At 52.5% G+C, this 17,255-nt stretch carries 19 protein-coding genes; 11 read left to right on the forward strand and 8 right to left on the reverse strand.

Translation table 11 applies throughout. From position 1 onward, the window contains the following. Positions 1 to 2 precede the first annotated feature (2 nt). The 3 genes from NSP04_RS10760 to NSP04_RS10770 all read left to right on the forward strand — a co-directional run bounded on the left by NSP04_RS10760 (position 3) and on the right by NSP04_RS10770 (position 2,349). Entirely contained in the window at positions 3 to 695 is a 693-nt protein-coding gene (locus tag NSP04_RS10760; RefSeq protein WP_306815335.1) for an AAA family ATPase, read from the forward strand. 129 nt (positions 696 to 824) lie between these two features. Beyond that, a complete protein-coding gene (locus tag NSP04_RS10765; protein ID WP_257512355.1) occupies positions 825 to 2,072 on the forward strand; it encodes a CehA/McbA family metallohydrolase in 1,248 nt (415 codons plus the stop codon). A gap of 103 nt (positions 2,073 to 2,175) precedes the next feature. Continuing rightward, positions 2,176 to 2,349: a hypothetical protein gene (locus NSP04_RS10770; protein ID WP_257512356.1), complete on the forward strand. Its 174-nt coding sequence runs from the start codon at positions 2,176 to 2,178 to the stop codon at positions 2,347 to 2,349. Here the strand turns inward: NSP04_RS10770 and ppk2 are convergent. Further along, positions 2,343 to 3,230 carry a polyphosphate kinase 2 gene (ppk2, locus tag NSP04_RS10775; RefSeq protein ID WP_257512357.1) on the reverse strand — a complete coding sequence of 296 codons (888 nt, stop codon included), beginning with the start codon at positions 3,228 to 3,230 and terminating at the stop codon, positions 2,343 to 2,345. The two genes, NSP04_RS10770 and ppk2, sit on opposite strands and share 7 nt — an antisense overlap. A gap of 164 nt (positions 3,231 to 3,394) precedes the next feature. Here ppk2 and NSP04_RS10780 point away from each other — a divergent pair, with 164 nt between their 5' ends. Together NSP04_RS10780 and NSP04_RS10785 are read left to right on the forward strand one after the other, a co-directional pair. After that, a complete protein-coding gene (locus tag NSP04_RS10780; protein ID WP_257512358.1) occupies positions 3,395 to 5,002 on the forward strand; it encodes a purple acid phosphatase family protein in 1,608 nt (535 codons plus the stop codon). Between the two features lie 124 nt (positions 5,003 to 5,126). Next, a complete protein-coding gene (locus tag NSP04_RS10785; protein ID WP_257512359.1) occupies positions 5,127 to 6,194 on the forward strand; it encodes an FkbM family methyltransferase in 1,068 nt (355 codons plus the stop codon). Positions 6,195 to 6,208: 14 nt separating this feature from the next. Here NSP04_RS10785 and NSP04_RS10790 read toward each other — a convergent pair whose 3' ends face one another. Genes NSP04_RS10790 through NSP04_RS10800 form a run of 3 tightly spaced genes read right to left on the reverse strand, consistent with a single transcriptional unit; the run spans position 6,209 to position 8,893 of the window. Further along, positions 6,209 to 6,970: a glutathione S-transferase N-terminal domain-containing protein gene (locus NSP04_RS10790; protein WP_257512360.1), complete on the reverse strand. Its 762-nt coding sequence runs from the start codon at positions 6,968 to 6,970 to the stop codon at positions 6,209 to 6,211. A 14-nt stretch (positions 6,971 to 6,984) separates the two neighbouring features. Beyond that, entirely contained in the window at positions 6,985 to 7,890 is a 906-nt protein-coding gene (locus NSP04_RS10795; protein WP_257512361.1) for a DMT family transporter, read from the reverse strand. Continuing rightward, positions 7,883 to 8,893, reverse strand: coding sequence for an MDR family oxidoreductase (locus tag NSP04_RS10800; protein ID WP_257512362.1), 1,011 nt, complete (start codon positions 8,891 to 8,893; stop codon positions 7,883 to 7,885). Before NSP04_RS10800 ends, NSP04_RS10795 begins: the two co-directional genes overlap by 8 nt. Positions 8,894 to 9,003: 110 nt before the next feature. On the opposite strand from NSP04_RS10800, the gene NSP04_RS10805 reads away from it, so the two are divergent. The 6 genes from NSP04_RS10805 (at position 9,004) to NSP04_RS10830 (ending at position 13,363) form a co-directional block, all read left to right on the forward strand. Then, positions 9,004 to 9,795: a PaaX family transcriptional regulator C-terminal domain-containing protein gene (locus NSP04_RS10805; protein ID WP_257512363.1), complete on the forward strand. Its 792-nt coding sequence runs from the start codon at positions 9,004 to 9,006 to the stop codon at positions 9,793 to 9,795. A gap of 334 nt (positions 9,796 to 10,129) precedes the next feature. Next, positions 10,130 to 11,305: an alpha/beta fold hydrolase gene (locus NSP04_RS10810; protein ID WP_257512364.1), complete on the forward strand. Its 1,176-nt coding sequence runs from the start codon at positions 10,130 to 10,132 to the stop codon at positions 11,303 to 11,305. 51 nt (positions 11,306 to 11,356) lie between these two features. Beyond that, positions 11,357 to 11,692: an ArsR/SmtB family transcription factor gene (locus NSP04_RS10815; RefSeq protein WP_257512365.1), complete on the forward strand. Its 336-nt coding sequence runs from the start codon at positions 11,357 to 11,359 to the stop codon at positions 11,690 to 11,692. Next, positions 11,685 to 12,185: an arsenate reductase ArsC gene (locus tag NSP04_RS10820; RefSeq protein ID WP_257512366.1), complete on the forward strand. Its 501-nt coding sequence runs from the start codon at positions 11,685 to 11,687 to the stop codon at positions 12,183 to 12,185. Before NSP04_RS10815 ends, NSP04_RS10820 begins: the two co-directional genes overlap by 8 nt. After that, on the forward strand, positions 12,182 to 12,670 hold the full coding sequence (locus NSP04_RS10825) for an arsenate reductase ArsC (RefSeq protein ID WP_257512367.1): 489 nt from the start codon (positions 12,182 to 12,184) through the stop codon (positions 12,668 to 12,670). The genes NSP04_RS10820 and NSP04_RS10825 overlap by 4 nt, the downstream gene beginning before the upstream one ends. Before the next feature lie 6 nt (positions 12,671 to 12,676). After that, positions 12,677 to 13,363 (forward strand): MIP/aquaporin family protein, encoded by a 687-nt coding sequence (locus NSP04_RS10830; protein ID WP_257512368.1) that lies wholly within the window; start codon positions 12,677 to 12,679, stop codon positions 13,361 to 13,363. Here the strand turns inward: NSP04_RS10830 and NSP04_RS10835 are convergent. The 4 genes from NSP04_RS10835 to pstA all read right to left on the reverse strand — a co-directional run bounded on the left by NSP04_RS10835 (position 13,329) and on the right by pstA (position 17,255). Continuing rightward, positions 13,329 to 14,192 carry a sterol desaturase family protein gene (locus NSP04_RS10835; RefSeq protein WP_257512369.1) on the reverse strand — a complete coding sequence of 288 codons (864 nt, stop codon included), beginning with the start codon at positions 14,190 to 14,192 and terminating at the stop codon, positions 13,329 to 13,331. The two genes, NSP04_RS10830 and NSP04_RS10835, sit on opposite strands and share 35 nt — an antisense overlap. 154 nt (positions 14,193 to 14,346) lie before the next feature. Next, positions 14,347 to 15,378 carry a phosphate ABC transporter substrate-binding protein PstS gene (gene pstS, locus NSP04_RS10840; RefSeq protein ID WP_257512695.1) on the reverse strand — a complete coding sequence of 344 codons (1,032 nt, stop codon included), beginning with the start codon at positions 15,376 to 15,378 and terminating at the stop codon, positions 14,347 to 14,349. Positions 15,379 to 15,539: 161 nt separating this feature from the next. After that, positions 15,540 to 16,316, reverse strand: coding sequence for a phosphate ABC transporter ATP-binding protein PstB (gene pstB, locus NSP04_RS10845; RefSeq protein ID WP_257512370.1), 777 nt, complete (start codon positions 16,314 to 16,316; stop codon positions 15,540 to 15,542). 21 nt (positions 16,317 to 16,337) lie between these two features. After that, positions 16,338 to 17,255 carry a phosphate ABC transporter permease PstA gene (pstA, locus tag NSP04_RS10850; RefSeq protein WP_257512371.1) on the reverse strand — a complete coding sequence of 306 codons (918 nt, stop codon included), beginning with the start codon at positions 17,253 to 17,255 and terminating at the stop codon, positions 16,338 to 16,340.

Here is a 17,255-nt window from a genome sequence, read left to right on the forward strand (position 1 = left end):
GATTGGTTTTTCTGATCAACAATTCGGACACATTGAAAACCATTATTGTCGCCAGCCGCAAAGGTGGCGTTGGCAAAAGCACGGTCTGCATCAACCTAGCCGTCAATGCCCTGCAATCGACCAAAAAGAAAGTGGCGCTGCTCGACCTGGATCCCCAACGTTCGCTGGGTGTGTGGTTTGATGCGCGCAAGTCCAACCCCGAGGTTAAAAGCAAACGATTAAGCTTGATCGAAAGTGACAAGGCCGACTTTGCACTGGAGCTGGAACACCTGAAAGACAGCGGCCATGAATTTGTTTTTATTGACACGCCACCCATCGACAAAGCATGGCTGGCCCGCGTGATGGCTTTCAGTGATTTGTTGGTAATTCCTACCAAAGCGAGCCTGTTCGACATGGCCGCAGTGGTTCCAACCATTGAAGCCGCCACTCAGAAAAATATTCCAGTTCGATGGCTGCTGTCGGGTGTTGTTTTGCCCAGGGCAGAAGTAAAAGCGGTGGCTGAGGAATTGCTTAAAATCGCGAAGGTTTGCCCAGGCGTTGTGAAAGAACTCAGCGATGTGGTGCGAGCAACCCAGGCGGGGCTTGGCATATCCGAATTCAATCCGGAAAGCCCGGCCAGCCGAGCTTATTACCTGAATTGGCTCGACATTGAACTGGAGTTGTCAAAAACCAGTCGCTTTAAACACAACTTCTGAACAGCCACATGACAACTCGGTGTCGATTCATATAGACACCCAGTTCGAATCGAGTTCGCGCAAGCCGGAGTATCAAGTCTACTTACCAGGAAACTTTTCGGTTTCACCCAGCAGCATAGGCACATTCTCATGATTCACCGCGCGTACTTTTCGTTTGCCCTTTTTGCTTTGCTCGGCCTGGGTGCCTGCTCCAGCGACAGCTTGAACAACGAGAACGGATCGAACCAAGCACCAACAGTCAACCCCAGCCAAGGGGCCACTGCATCCAGAGCCTTTGGTGGATTTCCTGTGCCTGCTGCTTTGCCTGTGAATGAAGGCATCTGGATGGCCGGCGACCTGCATGTGCACACCAACTACAGCACCGACGCATCCAATCGCCCGATGAATGAGGTCATTGCAATTGCAAAATCAAACGGACTTGATTACCTGGGTGTGACTGACCACGACAACCAGGTCAACGGCGATTTGGCGAACAACACTTGGGCCGATCCTGACTATAAATCAGACGATGAACTGGTGGTGTTGTACGGCGCTGAATGGACCACGGGCAAGGGCCACGCCAACACTTTTTCCGCAAGTCCGTACGACCATCAAGCCTTGTATGCGGTGCGCGATGGCCAAAGTATCGAGGTTCAACAAGTGGTCAACTCATTGGGCATTCACTTCTCTGCCAACCACCCTGCCTCGGGCGACCCATGGGGATATGGCTACGATGTGGTGCGTTCCATCGAGGTTTGGCAATCGGCGGTGTGGTTACTCAACACCAATGCACAAACCATTTGGGATGATCAAATTCGAACAGGTCGACGAATGACTGGGCGCGGTGGCAGCGATTCCCACCATGGTTATATCAAGTCATTTCCAACGCGAATCGACCCCAACAACTTTCAACCCTTTGTGAATGCCATGGGCACGCCGACCACCTGGGTTCGCGCCCGCGAAAAAACCGGTGAAGCCGTGGTTGAGGCCTTGAATGCCGGTCGTGTTTCCATCTCCGCAACCCCACGGTCTCCAAGACTGGTACTGACTGCTTCATCGAAATCTGATGGCAATTATGATTTGGGCATGGGAGACAACCTGGAACTGACTGAAGACAGGGAAGTTCAACTCAAAATTGACTTGGAGAACATCCAGTTTCAACCCAAGTTTTACCGAGCCAATGTGATTCGGGATGGTTCTGTTTTAACAAGCATGAACATATTGCCGGGCCAAACCAGCGTGTCGTTTACCGATCAGCCCGGCGCGAATACGAGAACCTACTACCGGGTCACCATGGAAGGTGTGGCCACACCGCTGGCCAATGCACCTGGATCATTCATACCCAACTTGCCCATGGTCGCCATCAGCAACCCGATTTACATCAATTATCAGGACTGAATGACATGTCATCTTGAGGAAACACTCGCTAAAATACGTATGTGGACTTTCACCAAACAATGTCGAAGCAACTAAAATCACGATCCGTTTCTGGAGAATTTTTATGCAAGACCTGATCAAAGAACTGAAAGTTGCCCGACAATCCATCGAACGCGCCATTGACACCGCCAAAGAAAAGCCCGTGGCCGAACGCACAGTAAAAGACCTCAAAGAAGTTCAATCAATCATTGAATCGGTGATTCGCCGAAACAAAGCCGAAATGGGCAAACATCAATAAATCTCGGGCACATACATCCATTCCGGAACAGGTTGCCGGTAGTAGTCAGGGTTTCTCACCCTTGCAGGCAAATCAACACCGGTTTGGGCTACCTCGGTGTACGGCACGGTGCTGAGCAAATGCGAAATGCAATTCAGACGAGCCCGTTTCTTGTCATTGGCTCGAATCACCCACCACGGTGCGAAGTCGGAATGGGTTCTTTCCAGCACTTCTTCTTTTGCTTTGGTATACGCCTCCCAACGCTTTCTGCTTTCCAAATCCATGGGGCTGAGCTTCCACTGCTTCATGGGGTCCTGAATTCGGGCCTGAAACCGTGTGTGTTGCTCTTCATCGGTAATCGAAAACCAGTATTTGATAATTTGAACGCCTGAACCCACCAGCATCTTTTCAAATTCAGGCACTGTTCTGAAAAACTCCTGAACCTCAGCTTCCGAGCAAAAGCCCATCACCCGTTCCACACCACCCCGGTTGTACCAACTGCGATCGAACAACACCATTTCACCCGCTGCGGGCAAATGCTGCACATAGCGCTGAAAATACCATTGGGTTTTTTCTCGGCTGTTGGGCGCAGGCAATGCCGCCACTCGGCACACGCGCGGGTTCAGCCTTTGGGTAATCCGCTTGATGGCGCCGCCTTTACCGGCCGCATCCCGCCCCTCGAAAATCACGACCAATTTGTGCCCGGTGGCAACCACCCATTCTTGCAGCTTCACCAACTCACGTTGTAATTCAAACAAGTGGGTGAAGTAACTACGCCTTGCTTTGTGCTGCTCTTCTGACAAGTCAATGGCCAGGTCGAATGACAAATCCTCGAGCGACAATTCGAGTTCTTCATCCAGGCTGTCGAGAAATTCTTCTGCAAGTTTCATGGATTCATTCATTGGCTGACCCACCATCAAAAAGGAATAGTTTGAAGCATCGTAGCACCACTCGGTTTCAAATAAACACAAGGCGATCATGACGTATTTTTGACTTGTCTTGCTGACAAGTCCCTCGAAGCTGAAGCTTCACACTCGCAGTACCAATGGGATCACCGGGAGTAATCATGAGCACTGAATCATTTGGCAACCGACGCAAATTTTTGAAGCTGGGTGCAAGCGTGCCTGTCATCAGTTTGGCGGCAGCTTGCGGGTCGGAAAACAACCCGCAGTTGGCCAGCAACCCGAACCCTTCACCAACCCAACCCACGGAAACACCTGGGGTGGGCAACCCTGTTACACCGCCAAATGTAGTAGTGCCTGCCAGCCACCCGCCACGGGGCGTACACGCCGCCTTGTTCAACGACGCATCGACCTCGCGGGCCCTGTGCTGGTTCACCGATGGCCTCGACTGCCCAGCCACGGAAATTCAATGGGGCCCCGTGCCTGCGGGCATGTCGCTTACGGATGCAAAAAACGCATTGGCAAACCCGCTTCCCAACAGCGCAATGGCCTCCACCACACAAACCACAGGGCTTGAGAATCAAACCCACAAAGTGGTGGTGAATGGCATCGATCCAGACCAGGCGTTCAGGTACCGCGTCGGCTCGAGTGAAAGTGGCTGGTCAGAAGTGTTCGTGATTGACCCCACGCCAAAAGCCGACGAAACCTGGACCATGATTCACTTTGGTGATCACGGAATTGGTGAATTGCCGCAACGATTGACTGCTGAAATCATGAAACCCCAGCACCAGCACGACTTGCTGTTGTTGGCTGGCGACCTTTGTTATGCCGACGGCAACCAGCCCATTTGGGACACCTGGTTTAATCAGAACCAAGCCTTGCTGGCAACTACCACAACGATGGCAGTGCCCGGCAATCACGAGAACAAAGACAATGTAGCGGCCGACGTGCCCCTGCTGCCGCTTAAAGATTACGCCTTTAACAACCGATTCAACCAACCTGGCGAAGTGTCGTTCTTCTCATTCGATTACAACCGGGTGCATTTTTTCGGCTTCACAGGTGGTGCATTCCTGGAAGACGGAAAAATTCTGAAAGAACTGGCCACACTGGAAGCCGACCTGGCAGTGGCAGCAGTTCGCCGGGCCTTGGGTCAAATCGATTTCATCGTGGTTTTTCAGCACTACACCATCTGGACCGACCAGGAGGGCCGCGCACCAGGCAACCCCACGCTGATCGCAGTTGAAGATCAAATCCTTTTGCGCTATGGCGTGGACCTTGTGCTTTGCGGCCACGACCATGTGTACCAGCGCTCCAAACCCATGGTGCTTGGGCAAGCCAACCCCTTGGGTTACATTCAGGTGATGACTGGCACAGGCGGCCAATCCATCCGTGAATTTGAGCCCAATATTTCTGCATGGTCGGAGAAGCATTTTGTGGGCCTTGGTTTTAGCAAGTACACCATCAGCCCCGGAAAAATTATCAGCCAGTATTTCGGTACTCCACCCATCAGCGACGAAGACCGCAGCCGGGTTGTGCATGAATCGCTTGATTCCAACTTTGAGCTGATCGACGAATTTGAAATCACACCGCGACCGCTGCGTTTGGCCAAATCGTTTGTAAAGCCCCCGCGCACAGAAACCGAGTTGGCCCAAGCGCACGATTGGCCTGCGATTTACGCGCACACATTGGCCCGAAATTGCGCGCATGAGCCAGCGGCTCCGCGGGGTTTCCTGCATAAGTATCAAAGGGCGTATCCCAACTTGATGGGTTAAGAAGCAGGCCCGATGACAGGTGCTGAATAAGTTTATAAGCACCTGTTTTCCCTCGCTTTTCCGTGCCTAACACACCAAGGCAGGTCGATAGACTGGTTTCATCGCCACCTCTATATGCACCGCCATGAAACAACTCAGCCAGAAAGCACACGCCGCCGCCTTCCATGCGGAATTTTTCGGCAACACCACCCAGAAGCGCTTTGTGCTGGGCATCAACGAGTTTGCCGATGCGGTTGCTGACAAAGCAAATCTGGATGGTTTCATCGACGAATACACCACCGCCACCGAGTACCGTGGCAAACCAATAGTGAAGTTGAACGAAGTACCCGCGGGCAGCATGGTGATTTCCACGGTTACACAAGCACGACCAAAAACAGCAATGAACAAACTGCTGCGCTTGAATGGTGTGGTGTCCATGGATTATTTTGCAGTGGCGGATGCCAGCCACTTTCAGCTGCCACAGGTTGAAGCATTGGCCGAAACACAAGCAAAATACGCGGCGGCTCCAGAAAAATTTGAGTGGGTGCGCGAGCTGTTTGCCGATCAGGAATCGCGTGAAGTGTTCAACCGCGTGATGGAATTCCGTTTGAATGCCAACCTGCGCGCCATGCGCTTTTTCGATTACACCGCCGATCAGCAGTACTTTGAGCCTTTCGTAAGGTTTGCACCCGGCGAGGTGTTCGTGGACGGTGGTGGCTTCGATGGTTACACCACCGAAGAATTCATCAAACGCTGCCCCAACTATGGTGGCGTGCATTTTTTTGAACCCACACCAAGTACCTTGAGCGCCGCCAAAACCAAACTGGCCGCACACAGCAAGATTGAATTTCACCCGGTGGGTTTGTTCAATGAAAAGCAGACCTTGTCGTTTGACGCAAGCGCAGGCTCGGCCTGCAGAATTTCAGAAAGTGGATCAGTGAAAATCGATGTCGACACTTTGGACAACCGCACCACCGAATCAGTCAGCTTCATCAAGCTGGACCTGGAAGGCGCAGAGCCCAAAGCGCTGGAAGGCATGAAATGGCACATTCAGGAAGACCACCCAAAACTGGCTGTGGCCGTGTACCACGACCCGGCACATTTCTGGCAAGTACCTGAAATTGTTTTGGGCGTTCGCAGCGACTACAAAGTGTATTTGCGCCACTACACCGAAGGCTGGACAGAAACCGTGATGTTTTTTATTCCCTGCTAAACCAGCGAATACATTCACCCACCATAGGTTTCTAGCAGGTAAGCCACAATCGCCCTGGATTCGAACATGGACTTGCCCGTGTTCGGGTCTTCCAGATAGGGCACCATCATCTTGTTGGTTTTCGCCAAAAACTGCTCGCGCTTGCCACCCTTGACCGGGTTGTATTCGCCCACCGCAGCGTGCACGCCGTTCACGCCCATGTCCGCAAACTGTTCCTTGCCCAAATTCACCAGGTGGTAAGGAATTTCCAGTTCACACAACACTTCCCGAACAGGCCTGCAAAATGGCGAGGCCTCAAAGCTGTACAGGGTCAACATTTGCTCAGGCTGTTTGGAAGGGCGCACTTTGGTGCCTGCGCCCAAACCCAGAGCCGAATTGGCCAAGCTTGAAACTGCTTGGGGCAACGCCGCTTTGACACGAACTGGCACCTCACGCTTGGCGTAGGTTTTGTAAAGGTATTCAATAATGTCGCCGGATTCGTAAAGCTTCACGCCGGTGTTGTCGTCGATTAAAAACGGAAACTGAGCCTTTCCACCCTGCTCCAGAACCTCCGGACGAAAACGCGTACCACCTTTCGGGCAAGGGTATATGTCGGCATCCAGCCCCAGCTCGGTCAGCGTTTCGCGCACCAAGCGGCAATAGGGGCAGCTTTCGAATTCATACAGTTTCAACGCTTTTTCGGGTTGAACTGCAGCAGGCTCAGTCACTACCATGCCTTGCCAACCACGCAAGGTTGAAGCCGCTGTGGCCAGGGCCACTCTGAACAGGTGATTCATTTTTCTTCCTTCAATCAATGCGCGTCGTTTCCGTCTAGCGCGCTTAAAGCCGCAGCCAGCAAAATCATGGCCCCACCAATTCCTACTTGCAAAGTCAGCACTTCATCCGTCAGCAGAATTGCCGACAGTGTGGCAAACACCACTTCCGACAACATCACCACCGAAGTCACATTCGCAGGCAAACGCGATGCGCCATATTGCAAACCGTAATTCGCCACAAGCAATGTGACTGCAAATCCAATCAACACCAAGATGCCATACATGCCGGGAACCACAGGCCACTGCACCAGCAAATTGCCTTCGCCAAGCAACAGCCCTAGCGCGGTGGCTACCACCAAGGGAGCCACAACACCACCGACAAACATGGCGAATAAACGGGACTGCGCTGTTCGCTTTGCTTGATGCCGCAGCATAATGTTGTTCAAGGCAAATGCAGCGCCACCCATCAGGCCCAACCATTCCGCCATATTCGATGGCACCGGAAAACCCAGCGAGCCATCGGGACTAAGCACCAGCACTGCACCGGCAAAGGCCAAAACAACCCGCAACACAGCTTTCAGCGTAATGGTTTCTTTCAGCACCACACGCGCAATCAGCACAGCCCAAATTGGCATCAGGTAAAACAACAGCACCACGCGAATCACTTCGCCGATCGACACACCCCAGTTGAACCCCACCATGGTGGTGCCTGCCGCCAGCGCCAACAGCCACAAGGGTTTGTGTTCAATGAATTCCGCCAACACCTTGGGTATGGTACACACCAGCACCACCGCACCCAATAGGTAAGTGGCAGCCGAAGACCACAGCGGGTGCAAGCCCTCGCCCTGCAATTCCCGCAGGGGCCACCAGGAAACACCCCACACCAAAGCATTTAATATCAGGGCCAGGTACGGCATGGCCCCTAGGCGTTGACTAGGCACAGTTCACCACCACACGCCCCTGCAATTGATTGGCCAGCACCTGGCGAGCGCTTTCCAGTGCCTGCGCCAAGCGAACTTCCTTGATCATGAAATCAAGATCGTACTCGCCCAGTGCTTGCGCCAACATGCCCCATGCCCGGTCACGCTCGGCGTGGCTGCGGTACACGCAGTTAATACCGCGCAAGGTAATACCCCGCAAAATGAAGGGCGCCACACTGCCCTGAAAATCCATACCCTGAGCCAAACCACAGGCAGCCACCACGCCACCATATTTGGTTTGGGCACAGGCATTTACCAGCGTGTGGCTGCCCACACTATCAACTACGGCTGCGAACTGTTCTTTTTGCAAAGGCTTGCCAGCGCGGCTCATCGACTCGCGGTGTATCAAGTGCGTGGAACCCAGCTGCAAGCGTTCAAAATGCTTGGCTGCCGATTCTGAAACCGGTTCACCTGTGGCATCTATCGACCCGGTCAGGCCCACCACCTCGTAACCCAAATGTTGCAACAGCAAACAGGCCACCGTGCCCACGCCACCGCTTACCCCCGTCACCAGCACCGGGCCATCTTCAGGCTTCACCGGGTGGTCTTGCAAAGCCATTACACACAATGCGGCGGTGTAACCGGCGGTGCCCAGCGCCGCAGCCCATCGAGCGCTACGGCCTTCAGGAATTGGGGAAATCCATTGCGCGGGCACACTGGCACGCTCAGCCAGGCCACCCCAGTGGGTTTCACCCAGCCCCCAATCGTTGACCTGGCACACCGTGCCCACCGGCCACTGCGCTGAATTGGATTCAATTACTTCACCGACCGCATCAATACCATGCACCATGGGGTACTTGCGCGCAATCGGCGCAGTGTGCGTCAGCGCCAACGCGTCTTTGTAATTCAGGCAGCTGTAATGCAACTTCAACACCACGTCTTGCCCGGCAAAATCAGACTCATCGAGTGTTTCCAACTCGGCCTGTGTTTGGTCTGCGGCCCTGGAAATCCATGCCCTGATCATTTCGTCTCCTTATTCTGGGTGAGCCAATGATCGCACAAACAAGCGATGATGTTTGCGCAGTGCGCCTGCCTTGCATACACTTCAACTTTGCTTAGAAGAACAATCAAATCGTGCGAAAACCCACCGCCAAAAGCCTGATTCTTGACCTGCTGCTCGCCTCCAAGGGTCGCCCCCTGTCAGCAAAACAAGCGATTGCCGCCTGCGCCATCTTCGACATCAGTGTGAACAACACCCGGGTTGCATTGGTGCGGCTTTCTGCCGAGGGGCTTATTGAATCAGCAGGCAGGGCGCTCTACCAGTTAACTGACGATGCCCACACGTTGGCTGATGACGTGGCCGCATGGCGCACCCGCAGCACTCGGGTTCGCGCCTGGGATGGCAGCTACATTGTGGTTCAGGCCGAAAAACTTTCACGCAGCGAAGCCAAACAACAACGCGCCCGTGCACGCGCCTTGCTGATGTTGGGTTTTCAACCACTGAATGAACACCTGTTCATTCGCCCCAACAACATTGAAGACACGCTTGAATCCGTCCGCGCAAGGCTTTACAAACTTGGGCTTGAAAAAGAAGCCCCTGTGTTCGTGGCACAGCATTTTGACACTGAGCTAACCCAGCGCATTCGCACCCTTTGGAAGCCCAAAGAATTGGAGCAGAACTACGCGCAGCTGGAAAAGAAAATGCACACCTGGCTGGAACGTTCAGGCGCACTTGAACCTGAAGTGGCTGCCCGCGAATCGTTTCTGCTGGGTGGTACTGCCATCAAGCACGTGGTGTACGATCCATTTCTGCCAGCTGAATGGGTAGATGTTCAAGCACGCGAGCGGTTTTTGAGTGCTGTGGATGAAGTGGACAAAGCGGGCATGCGGATATGGAATGGCATGTGGGCGAGTATGGAAGGATGATTTCAGCGGCTGGTTTGTTTAGCCAACTCGGCAGTGGGATTGCTTGGGGCGCACTTCAAGAAAACCGCCCCGTTTGATTTTATTCGTAGCGTTCGGCTTCAAGCCGACACCGAGACTCGGCCCGCCCTTTTGCCGAGCTCGGTGAGCAAGAATAAATTCACAAAGGGATCAAGCGGTTTTCAGTGCGGAATGGGCAACCCACGCCGAATTGGCAAGAAGCCGCAGCGGGAGCCTTCAAGTTCAGGTCAGAAACCATCATTTAGAGTAAACCCTCATCCGAATCGCCCTGCTCTGCGTATAAACTGCGTCAGTCCAAACATTGCACCGCAACACCGTGAAAAAACTATTCAAAACCGCCCTGAAAATCAACGAGTTGGCTGTGAACACTGCCACCAACGCGGCGGACTGGTTTTTTCGCAAAGACATCCTGATTCAATCCGGAAAAACTGAATACGAAATAATTGCCGAACACCTGCCCATGCGGGTTCGTTACTACGCACCTGCCGCAGCAAAGGGCGAAGCAGCCAAACAACACGCCGTGCCTTTGGTGATGGTGCCACCCTTGGGCGTGACCACCGAAACATTCGATCTGATGCCCGACCGCAGCCTGGTAAAATCCATGGTGGAAGCGGGCTTTCGTGTGTACCTGGTGGATTGGGGCAAGCCTGAGCGCAAAGACGGACACCTTGGCCTGTTCGACTACAGCCACACCATGATGGGCCAAGCACTGCAAGCGGTTCGCGAACACAGCCAATCCAAAGAAATATCGATGTTCGGTTGGTGCATGGGCGGGCTTTTGTGCCTGTTGTACGCCGGTTACGGTCACGACAAGCACATCCGAAATCTGCTCACTGTGGCAAGTCCGATCGACTTGCGCGATGGCAAAAACATCATGGCGTTTGCGTCCAACACCTTGAATGTTACGGCCCGCTTCATTCGCAAGTACAGTGAATTTCGCCTGGACCGGATCAACCCTACCCTGTTCAGCCCACCTGGCTGGATGGTCAGCCTGGGGTTCAAGCTCACCGCGCCTGTGGCCAGCATCACCACCTATTGGGATCTGCTGACCCGCTTAAACGACCGCGACTTTGTGGAACAACACACCACGACGGCCGATTACCTGAACAACATGATGCTGTACCCGGGCGGTGTAGTACGCGACTTCATGATCCGCTTTGCAGTGGACAACAAACTGGCCAACGGCAAGGTAAAAATAGGAAATGAAGTTTCCGACCTTGGCAACATCACCGCCAATATGTTGGTGTTTGCAGGTGAAACGGACCATCTGGTTCCTGGCAGCATGGCCAAAAAAAGTTTGACTATGGTGGCCTCCAAAGACAAATCGTTCTTGCTGGCCCCCGGTGGCCACATGGGCGTAATTCTGGGCAGTCAAGCTCGGGAACATGTGTGGAACAAATCGGCAGAATGGCTCAGCGGCCATTCACATGAAACAGCACCAGAGCCCAAAGTTCGCAAACGCGCCGACAAAAAAATCCCTCGAGCCGCCTGATTTTAATAAAAAATTCACAATTGGATTCGATATTTCCATTATTATCGAATTATGGAAGAACATGACATCATCAAAGCCCTCGCCGCACTGTCCCACGCCTCGCGTCTGCGTGTATTTCGCGCACTGGTGGTAACAGGCCCTGCCGGTCTAACGCCAGGGCAGCTCTGCGATCAACTCGACATACCAGCGGCAACCATGTCGTTCCACTTGAAAGAACTCAGCAACGCTGGATTGGTTCAGCCCATCCGCGAAGGGCGCAACCTGATTTACAGCGCGCAGTTTGATCACATGAACAACGTTATTTCCTACCTCACGGAAAACTGCTGTGAGGGGCAAGGCTGCACACCTGTTACCGCACCACAACACAACGAGGCTCATCATGAGTGAAAAAACATTTAATGTGCTGTTCATCTGTACTGGCAATTCTGCACGCTCAATTCTGGCTGAGGCCATATTGAACCAACTGGGTCGCGGGCAATTTAAGGCGTACTCTGCAGGCAGTTTCCCTGCAGGTCGAGTGAATCCTCACACGCTGGAACTTTTGCAGCGATGGGAAATGGACACCAGCAACTTGCGCAGCAAAAGCTGGGATGAATTCGCCTTACCCACCGCACCTCAAATGGATTTCGTATTCACCGTGTGCGATCAGGCAGCTGGCGAAGTTTGCCCAATTTGGCCTGGTCAACCCATTTTGGCCCACTGGGGCGCACCCGACCCCGCCAAAGCCGAGGGCACCCACGAACACATCATTCAGGAATTCCGCAATGTCGGCCTGCTACTTCGCAAGCGCATTGAGCTGATGTTGGCACTGCCCATTGCAAAACTTGAAAAACTAGCCATTCAACACGAAGTCGAAAAAATAGGAAAAGTATCTTCATGAGCATCAACGTACTCATTCTCTGCACCCACAACTCTGCCCGCAGTGTGCTGTCTGAAGGCATGCTGAACCACTTGGCACAGCAGTATGGAAAGAACATCAAAGCCTTCAGCGCGGGCAGTGCGCCCAGTGGGCGCGTGAACCCGTACGCTTTACAAGCCTTGGCAAGCATCGGCATTGACACCAGCCAGTACACCAGCAAAAGCTGGGATGTATTCACCGAAGCAGACGCACCCAAAATCGATATCGTCATTACGGTGTGCGACAGCGCGGCTGCCGAGCAGTGCCCTTACTGGCCGGGCAGCCCGGTTAAAACCCACTGGGGCTACCCCGACCCGTCGAACGAGCTGGAAGAAAACAAGCCACGCGCGTTCGAACTGACACGCCAGGCCATTGGTTTCAAAATGATGCAACTGATTCAGTTGCCATTGGACACCATGAACACAGCCGACCTGAATGCAGCACTGGCCAATATTGCACGGAGCTAAGTAGCCATGTACACCCTACCCAAACGACTGGGCGCTGAATTTCTCGGCACCCTGCTACTGCTCGCAATCGTGATCGGTTCAGGCGTCATGGCTGAGAACCTTTCTGAAGGCAACAACGGTGTTGCTTTGATCGCCAACACGCTTGCAACGGTGTTCGGTTTGTACATCCTGATTGAAGTGTTTGGCCCTGTTAGCGGTGCACACTTTAACCCGGTTGTTACGCTAAGCATGGTGATATTAAAGCGACAAGCTGCATCAGAATTTCTTCCTTATGTCGCTGTTCAATTGGCCGGCGCATTCTTTGGTGCCATTCTGGTTCATCAAATGTTCGACATGGAATTGCTGCAGTTTTCCGAGAAAGCCCGCACAGGCTGGGGCATTTGGACAGGTGAAATTGTAGCCACAGCCGGCTTGTTGCTGGTTATTCTGATGGCCAAGCAAGAACGGGTTTCAGGCATGGTGGCCTGCTACATTGGCGCAGCTTATTGGTTTACATCATCAACATCGTTTGCCAACCCGGCAGCCGCTTTTGGTCGTCAGTTCTCAAACAGCTTTGCAGGCATTGCACCTGCCGACGTACCCGCTTATGTGGTGTTTGAAATCATCGGGGGATTGCTGGCCCTGGTGCTTTACAAGGCCTTTAGCGCAAACGAATCGGTCACAACTTCTCAGGCACCCAACCCGGCGGCTTGATCAAACACAGCACCCGGTTTTTTAAATCGGGTGTTGCCTTTATTTTCTGAATCAAATGCCCCCATCCTGCCACTGCCTGCTTCAGCGGGTTGGTGGTTAACACGGGAGTCAAAGTGCCGTACACAGGCTTCACACCCGGAACGAATTCTCGGTAAGTACCGAACCAGCGGTCCCACACAATCAAGATGCCGCCGTAGTTGCAGTCGTGATATTCCTCGTTTTTGGCATGGTGCAACCGGTGATGTTGCGGGCAGTTGAATACCTTCTCAAACCAGCCATGCACCTCCAATGTTTCGGTGTGTATCCAATACTGATACAGCAAATTCACCGTGTGGGCGAAAGTCAGTACCAGTGGGTCCATGCCCAGAAGCGGCAAAGGCAGCCAGAATACAAAGGTGTAGAAAGGCCCAAGCACCGACTGGCGCAACGCAGTACTCAGGTTGTAATGCTCGCTGGTGTGGTGGTTGGAATGTTCAGCCCAGAATGCGGCGCAGCGATGTGCCACACGGTGGTACCAGTAATAGCAAAAATCATCAGCCACCAACAACAATGGCACAAACCACCACGTAGAAATATCCCAGTCCACCACGCGGTATTCAAACAACCACAACATCACGGGATAAGCCCAAAACACACTAAGCCCCATGGTCACCAGCTTCAGGGCGCCCATCGCAATCGAACACAGCGAGTCTTTGAATTCATAGCCTGCATAGAACCCCTTGGGCTTTCTGCGTATTGCCCAACCTTCAATCGCCATGGCGGCAAAAAAATAAGGGATTGCCACCACATACATCAGCAAGGTCAGGTGTTCGAAATCAGGCAAGGTCATAGGCTTACTCGCAAAGCGAAATATTACACATCGGTCATTTGTCGCAGCATATCGTAACCTTGTGTACATCAGCGCTCAATAATAACTTTGCTGACAAACCAAAAGCGAAAAGGCCCCGTAAGGGGCCTTTCCAAATTTCAACCGAGGCTGAAATTTACTTCAATGCGATTGCGCCATCTTTTGCTTTGACATCTTTTTTCCAGGCATCACGAACCAGCTTGATGGTTGCGTCTGGCAGTGGAACGTAGTCCAGGTCAGAAGCCATCTTGCCGCCTTTGTTGTATGCCCAGTTAAAGAAGTCCAGTACATCAGATGCCTTCTTTGCGTTTGGCTGTTCAGTGTGGAACAGAATGAACGTTGCACCAGTGATTGGCCATGCTTCTTTGCCTGATTGCTCAGTCAAGATTTCGTAGAAGCTGTTGGACCAGTCGGCGTTTGCAGAAGCTGCTTTGAATGACTCTTCAGCCGGCTGAACGAAAGCACCGTCCTTGTTCTTCATCTGAGTGTGAGTCAGTTTGTTTTGCTTTGCGTATGCATACTCAACATAACCGATTGAGAAAGGCAGGCGCTGTACGAAAGCTGAAACACCTTCGTTGCCCTTACCACCCAAGCCCACTGGCCACTTCACTGCTGTGCCTTCGCCCACGGTGCTCTTCCACTCTGCGTTTACTTTGCTCAGGTAGTTAGTGAAAATGAAAGTAGTGCCTGAACCATCAGCACGACGTACAACACCGATGTCCGCGTCTGGCAGCTTCATTCCTGGGTTCAAATCAGCAATTGCCTTGTCATTCCACTTGGCAATTTTGCCAAGGTAAATGTTGCCCAGAACTTCACCAGTCAGTTTCATCGCGCCTGGGGCAATACCGGGGATATTCACCACTGGAACCACACCACCAATCACGGTTGGGAACTGCATCAAGCCTTTGGCCTTCAAGTCTTCTGGCTTCAATGGTGCGTCAGAGGCACCAAAATCAACAGTTTTTGCATCAATTTGACGAATACCACCGCCGGAACCGATGGACTGGTAATTCATCTTGTTGCCAGTTTCCTTGTTGTAGGCGTCAGCCCACTTGGAATAGATTGGAGCTGGGAAAGAAGCGCCAGCGCCGGTAATTTCTGCGGCGTTGACCGAAGTCATGCCAAGGGCCAAAGCACCCGCGGAGATCGCGGTCGCAATAGTTTTAATGTTGAACATATTTCACCTCACTTATTAAAGTGCCTCAATCATGCCGCACCAATGTTTCAGAATAATGACAGAAATAAGGCAGACACATAAATGTCAAAAAACCACACTCGGCGACCCAAATGTGGTTTTTAACACGCTGAATTCACGTACCCCAACAACAATTAACCAAATCGGCCAGTGATGTAGTTTTCGGTTTCCTGCTTTTTGGGTTTTAAGAAAATTTGATCGGTTACACCAAACTCAATCAACTCACCCAAATACATGTAAGCGGTGTAATCAGAAACCCTGGCAGCCTGCTGCATGTTGTGGGTCACAATCACCACTGTGTAGTCTTCTTTCAGTTCAGTGATCAACTCTTCAATGCTGGCCGTTGAAATCGGATCCAGCGCCGAACAGGGCTCATCGAGCAGCAAGATTTCTGGCTTGATGGCGATGCCCCGCGCAATACACAAGCGCTGCTGCTGACCACCCGACAAGCTGTTTCCGCTCTGGTGCAGCTTTTCTTTGACTTCCTTCCACAATGCGGCCTTGGAAAGCGCCCATTCAACGCGCTCCTCCATTTCCCCTTTGGACAATTTTTCAAACAAGCGCACTCCAAACGCAATGTTTTCGAAAATTGACATGGGAAACGGTGTGGGCTTCTGAAAAACCATGCCGATTTTTGAGCGGATCAAGGCAATGTCTTTCTTGCTGGAAATCAGGTCTTCACCATCCATTAATACCAAGCCTTCGGCGCGCTGCTCTGGATACAAGGCGTACATCTTGTTGAACACGCGAAGCAGGGTCGACTTTCCACAGCCAGACGGGCCAATAAATGCCGTCACTTTCCTTTCGGGAATTGTCAGGTTGACCGACTTCAATGCATGAAAGTCACCGTAGTAAAAGTTCAAGTCTTTGACTTCCAGTTTCGTTCTTTCAACAACTTCAGTAGTAGACATAGCTAGACCTTCAATAGTCAATTATTTGGAGTTTTTCACCAGCGCTCGCGCGATGATGTTCAATATCAAAACACCGGCCGTGATCAGGAACACACCCGCCCAAGCCAACTCCTGCCATTCGGTGAACGGACTCAGCGCGAAGTTGAAAATCATCACAGGCAAGTTCGCCATGGGCTTCATCATGTCGGTGTTCCAGAACTGGTTCGACAGTGCAGTGAACAGCAATGGCGCGGTTTCCCCGGCGATGCGGGCCACCGACAACAAAATTCCAGTCAAGATACCCGCGTAACTTGCCTTCACGGTAATGGACATCACCATTTTCCACTTGGGCGTGCCCAAAGCAAATGCGGCTTCACGCAGTGCGTCTGGCACAAGCCGCAGCATGTTCTCGGTGGTGCGGATCACAATCGGAATCTGGATAAGGGCCAAGGCAACTACACCCGCCCAGGCGGAGAAATGACCCATCACTCGAACCATCACCGCATACACAAACAGGCCGATCACAATGGATGGCGCTGACAACAAAATGTCGTTGATGAACCGGACGGAGCCTGCGAGTTTGCTGTCCTTTCGAGACTCGGCCAGGTGAATACCCGCCAGAATGCCCAATGGCGTACCGAACAATGTGGCAAAACCCACCATCAACAAAGTACCCACGATGGCGTTGGCCAAACCACCGCCTTCCACGCCGGGAGGGGGGGTCATTTCAGTGAACAAACTCAACGACAATCCGTTGATGCCCAACGTGATTGTGGTATATAAAATCCAGATTAACCAAAACAGACCGAAAGACATTGCGGCCAAAGACAGTACAAGCGCAAACGAATTCATTAGCTTTCGTTTGGCCTGCATTTTCAGGCGCATTTTTTCGTCGACTGCCACGGTTACTGCAGGCTGGTTTTCAGCCGCGCCATCGGCGGCTGTGTAAATGCTACTCAT

Source organism: Limnobacter parvus, assembly GCF_024623725.1.
GTDB lineage: Bacteria > Pseudomonadota > Gammaproteobacteria > Burkholderiales > Burkholderiaceae_B > Limnobacter > Limnobacter parvus.

Excerpts from the sequence above, each read along its gene's own strand:
- NSP04_RS10765 (WP_257512355.1), top strand. The coding sequence starts at position 825 with ATGATTCACCGCGCGTACTTTTCGTTTGCCCTTTTTGCTTTGCTCGGC.
- NSP04_RS10770 (WP_257512356.1), top strand. The coding sequence starts at position 2,176 with ATGCAAGACCTGATCAAAGAACTGAAAGTTGCCCGACAATCCATCGAA.
- ppk2 (WP_257512357.1), bottom strand. The coding sequence starts at position 3,230 with ATGAATGAATCCATGAAACTTGCAGAAGAATTTCTCGACAGCCTGGAT.
- NSP04_RS10780 (WP_257512358.1), top strand. The coding sequence starts at position 3,395 with ATGAGCACTGAATCATTTGGCAACCGACGCAAATTTTTGAAGCTGGGT.
- NSP04_RS10785 (WP_257512359.1), top strand. The coding sequence starts at position 5,127 with ATGAAACAACTCAGCCAGAAAGCACACGCCGCCGCCTTCCATGCGGAA.
- NSP04_RS10790 (WP_257512360.1), bottom strand. The coding sequence starts at position 6,970 with ATGAATCACCTGTTCAGAGTGGCCCTGGCCACAGCGGCTTCAACCTTG.
- NSP04_RS10800 (WP_257512362.1), bottom strand. The coding sequence starts at position 8,893 with ATGATCAGGGCATGGATTTCCAGGGCCGCAGACCAAACACAGGCCGAG.
- NSP04_RS10815 (WP_257512365.1), top strand. The coding sequence starts at position 11,357 with ATGGAAGAACATGACATCATCAAAGCCCTCGCCGCACTGTCCCACGCC.
- NSP04_RS10820 (WP_257512366.1), top strand. The coding sequence starts at position 11,685 with ATGAGTGAAAAAACATTTAATGTGCTGTTCATCTGTACTGGCAATTCT.
- NSP04_RS10825 (WP_257512367.1), top strand. The coding sequence starts at position 12,182 with ATGAGCATCAACGTACTCATTCTCTGCACCCACAACTCTGCCCGCAGT.
- NSP04_RS10830 (WP_257512368.1), top strand. The coding sequence starts at position 12,677 with ATGTACACCCTACCCAAACGACTGGGCGCTGAATTTCTCGGCACCCTG.
- NSP04_RS10835 (WP_257512369.1), bottom strand. The coding sequence starts at position 14,192 with ATGACCTTGCCTGATTTCGAACACCTGACCTTGCTGATGTATGTGGTG.
- pstB (WP_257512370.1), bottom strand. The coding sequence starts at position 16,316 with ATGTCTACTACTGAAGTTGTTGAAAGAACGAAACTGGAAGTCAAAGAC.
- pstA (WP_257512371.1), bottom strand. The coding sequence starts at position 17,255 with ATGAGTAGCATTTACACAGCCGCCGATGGCGCGGCTGAAAACCAGCCT.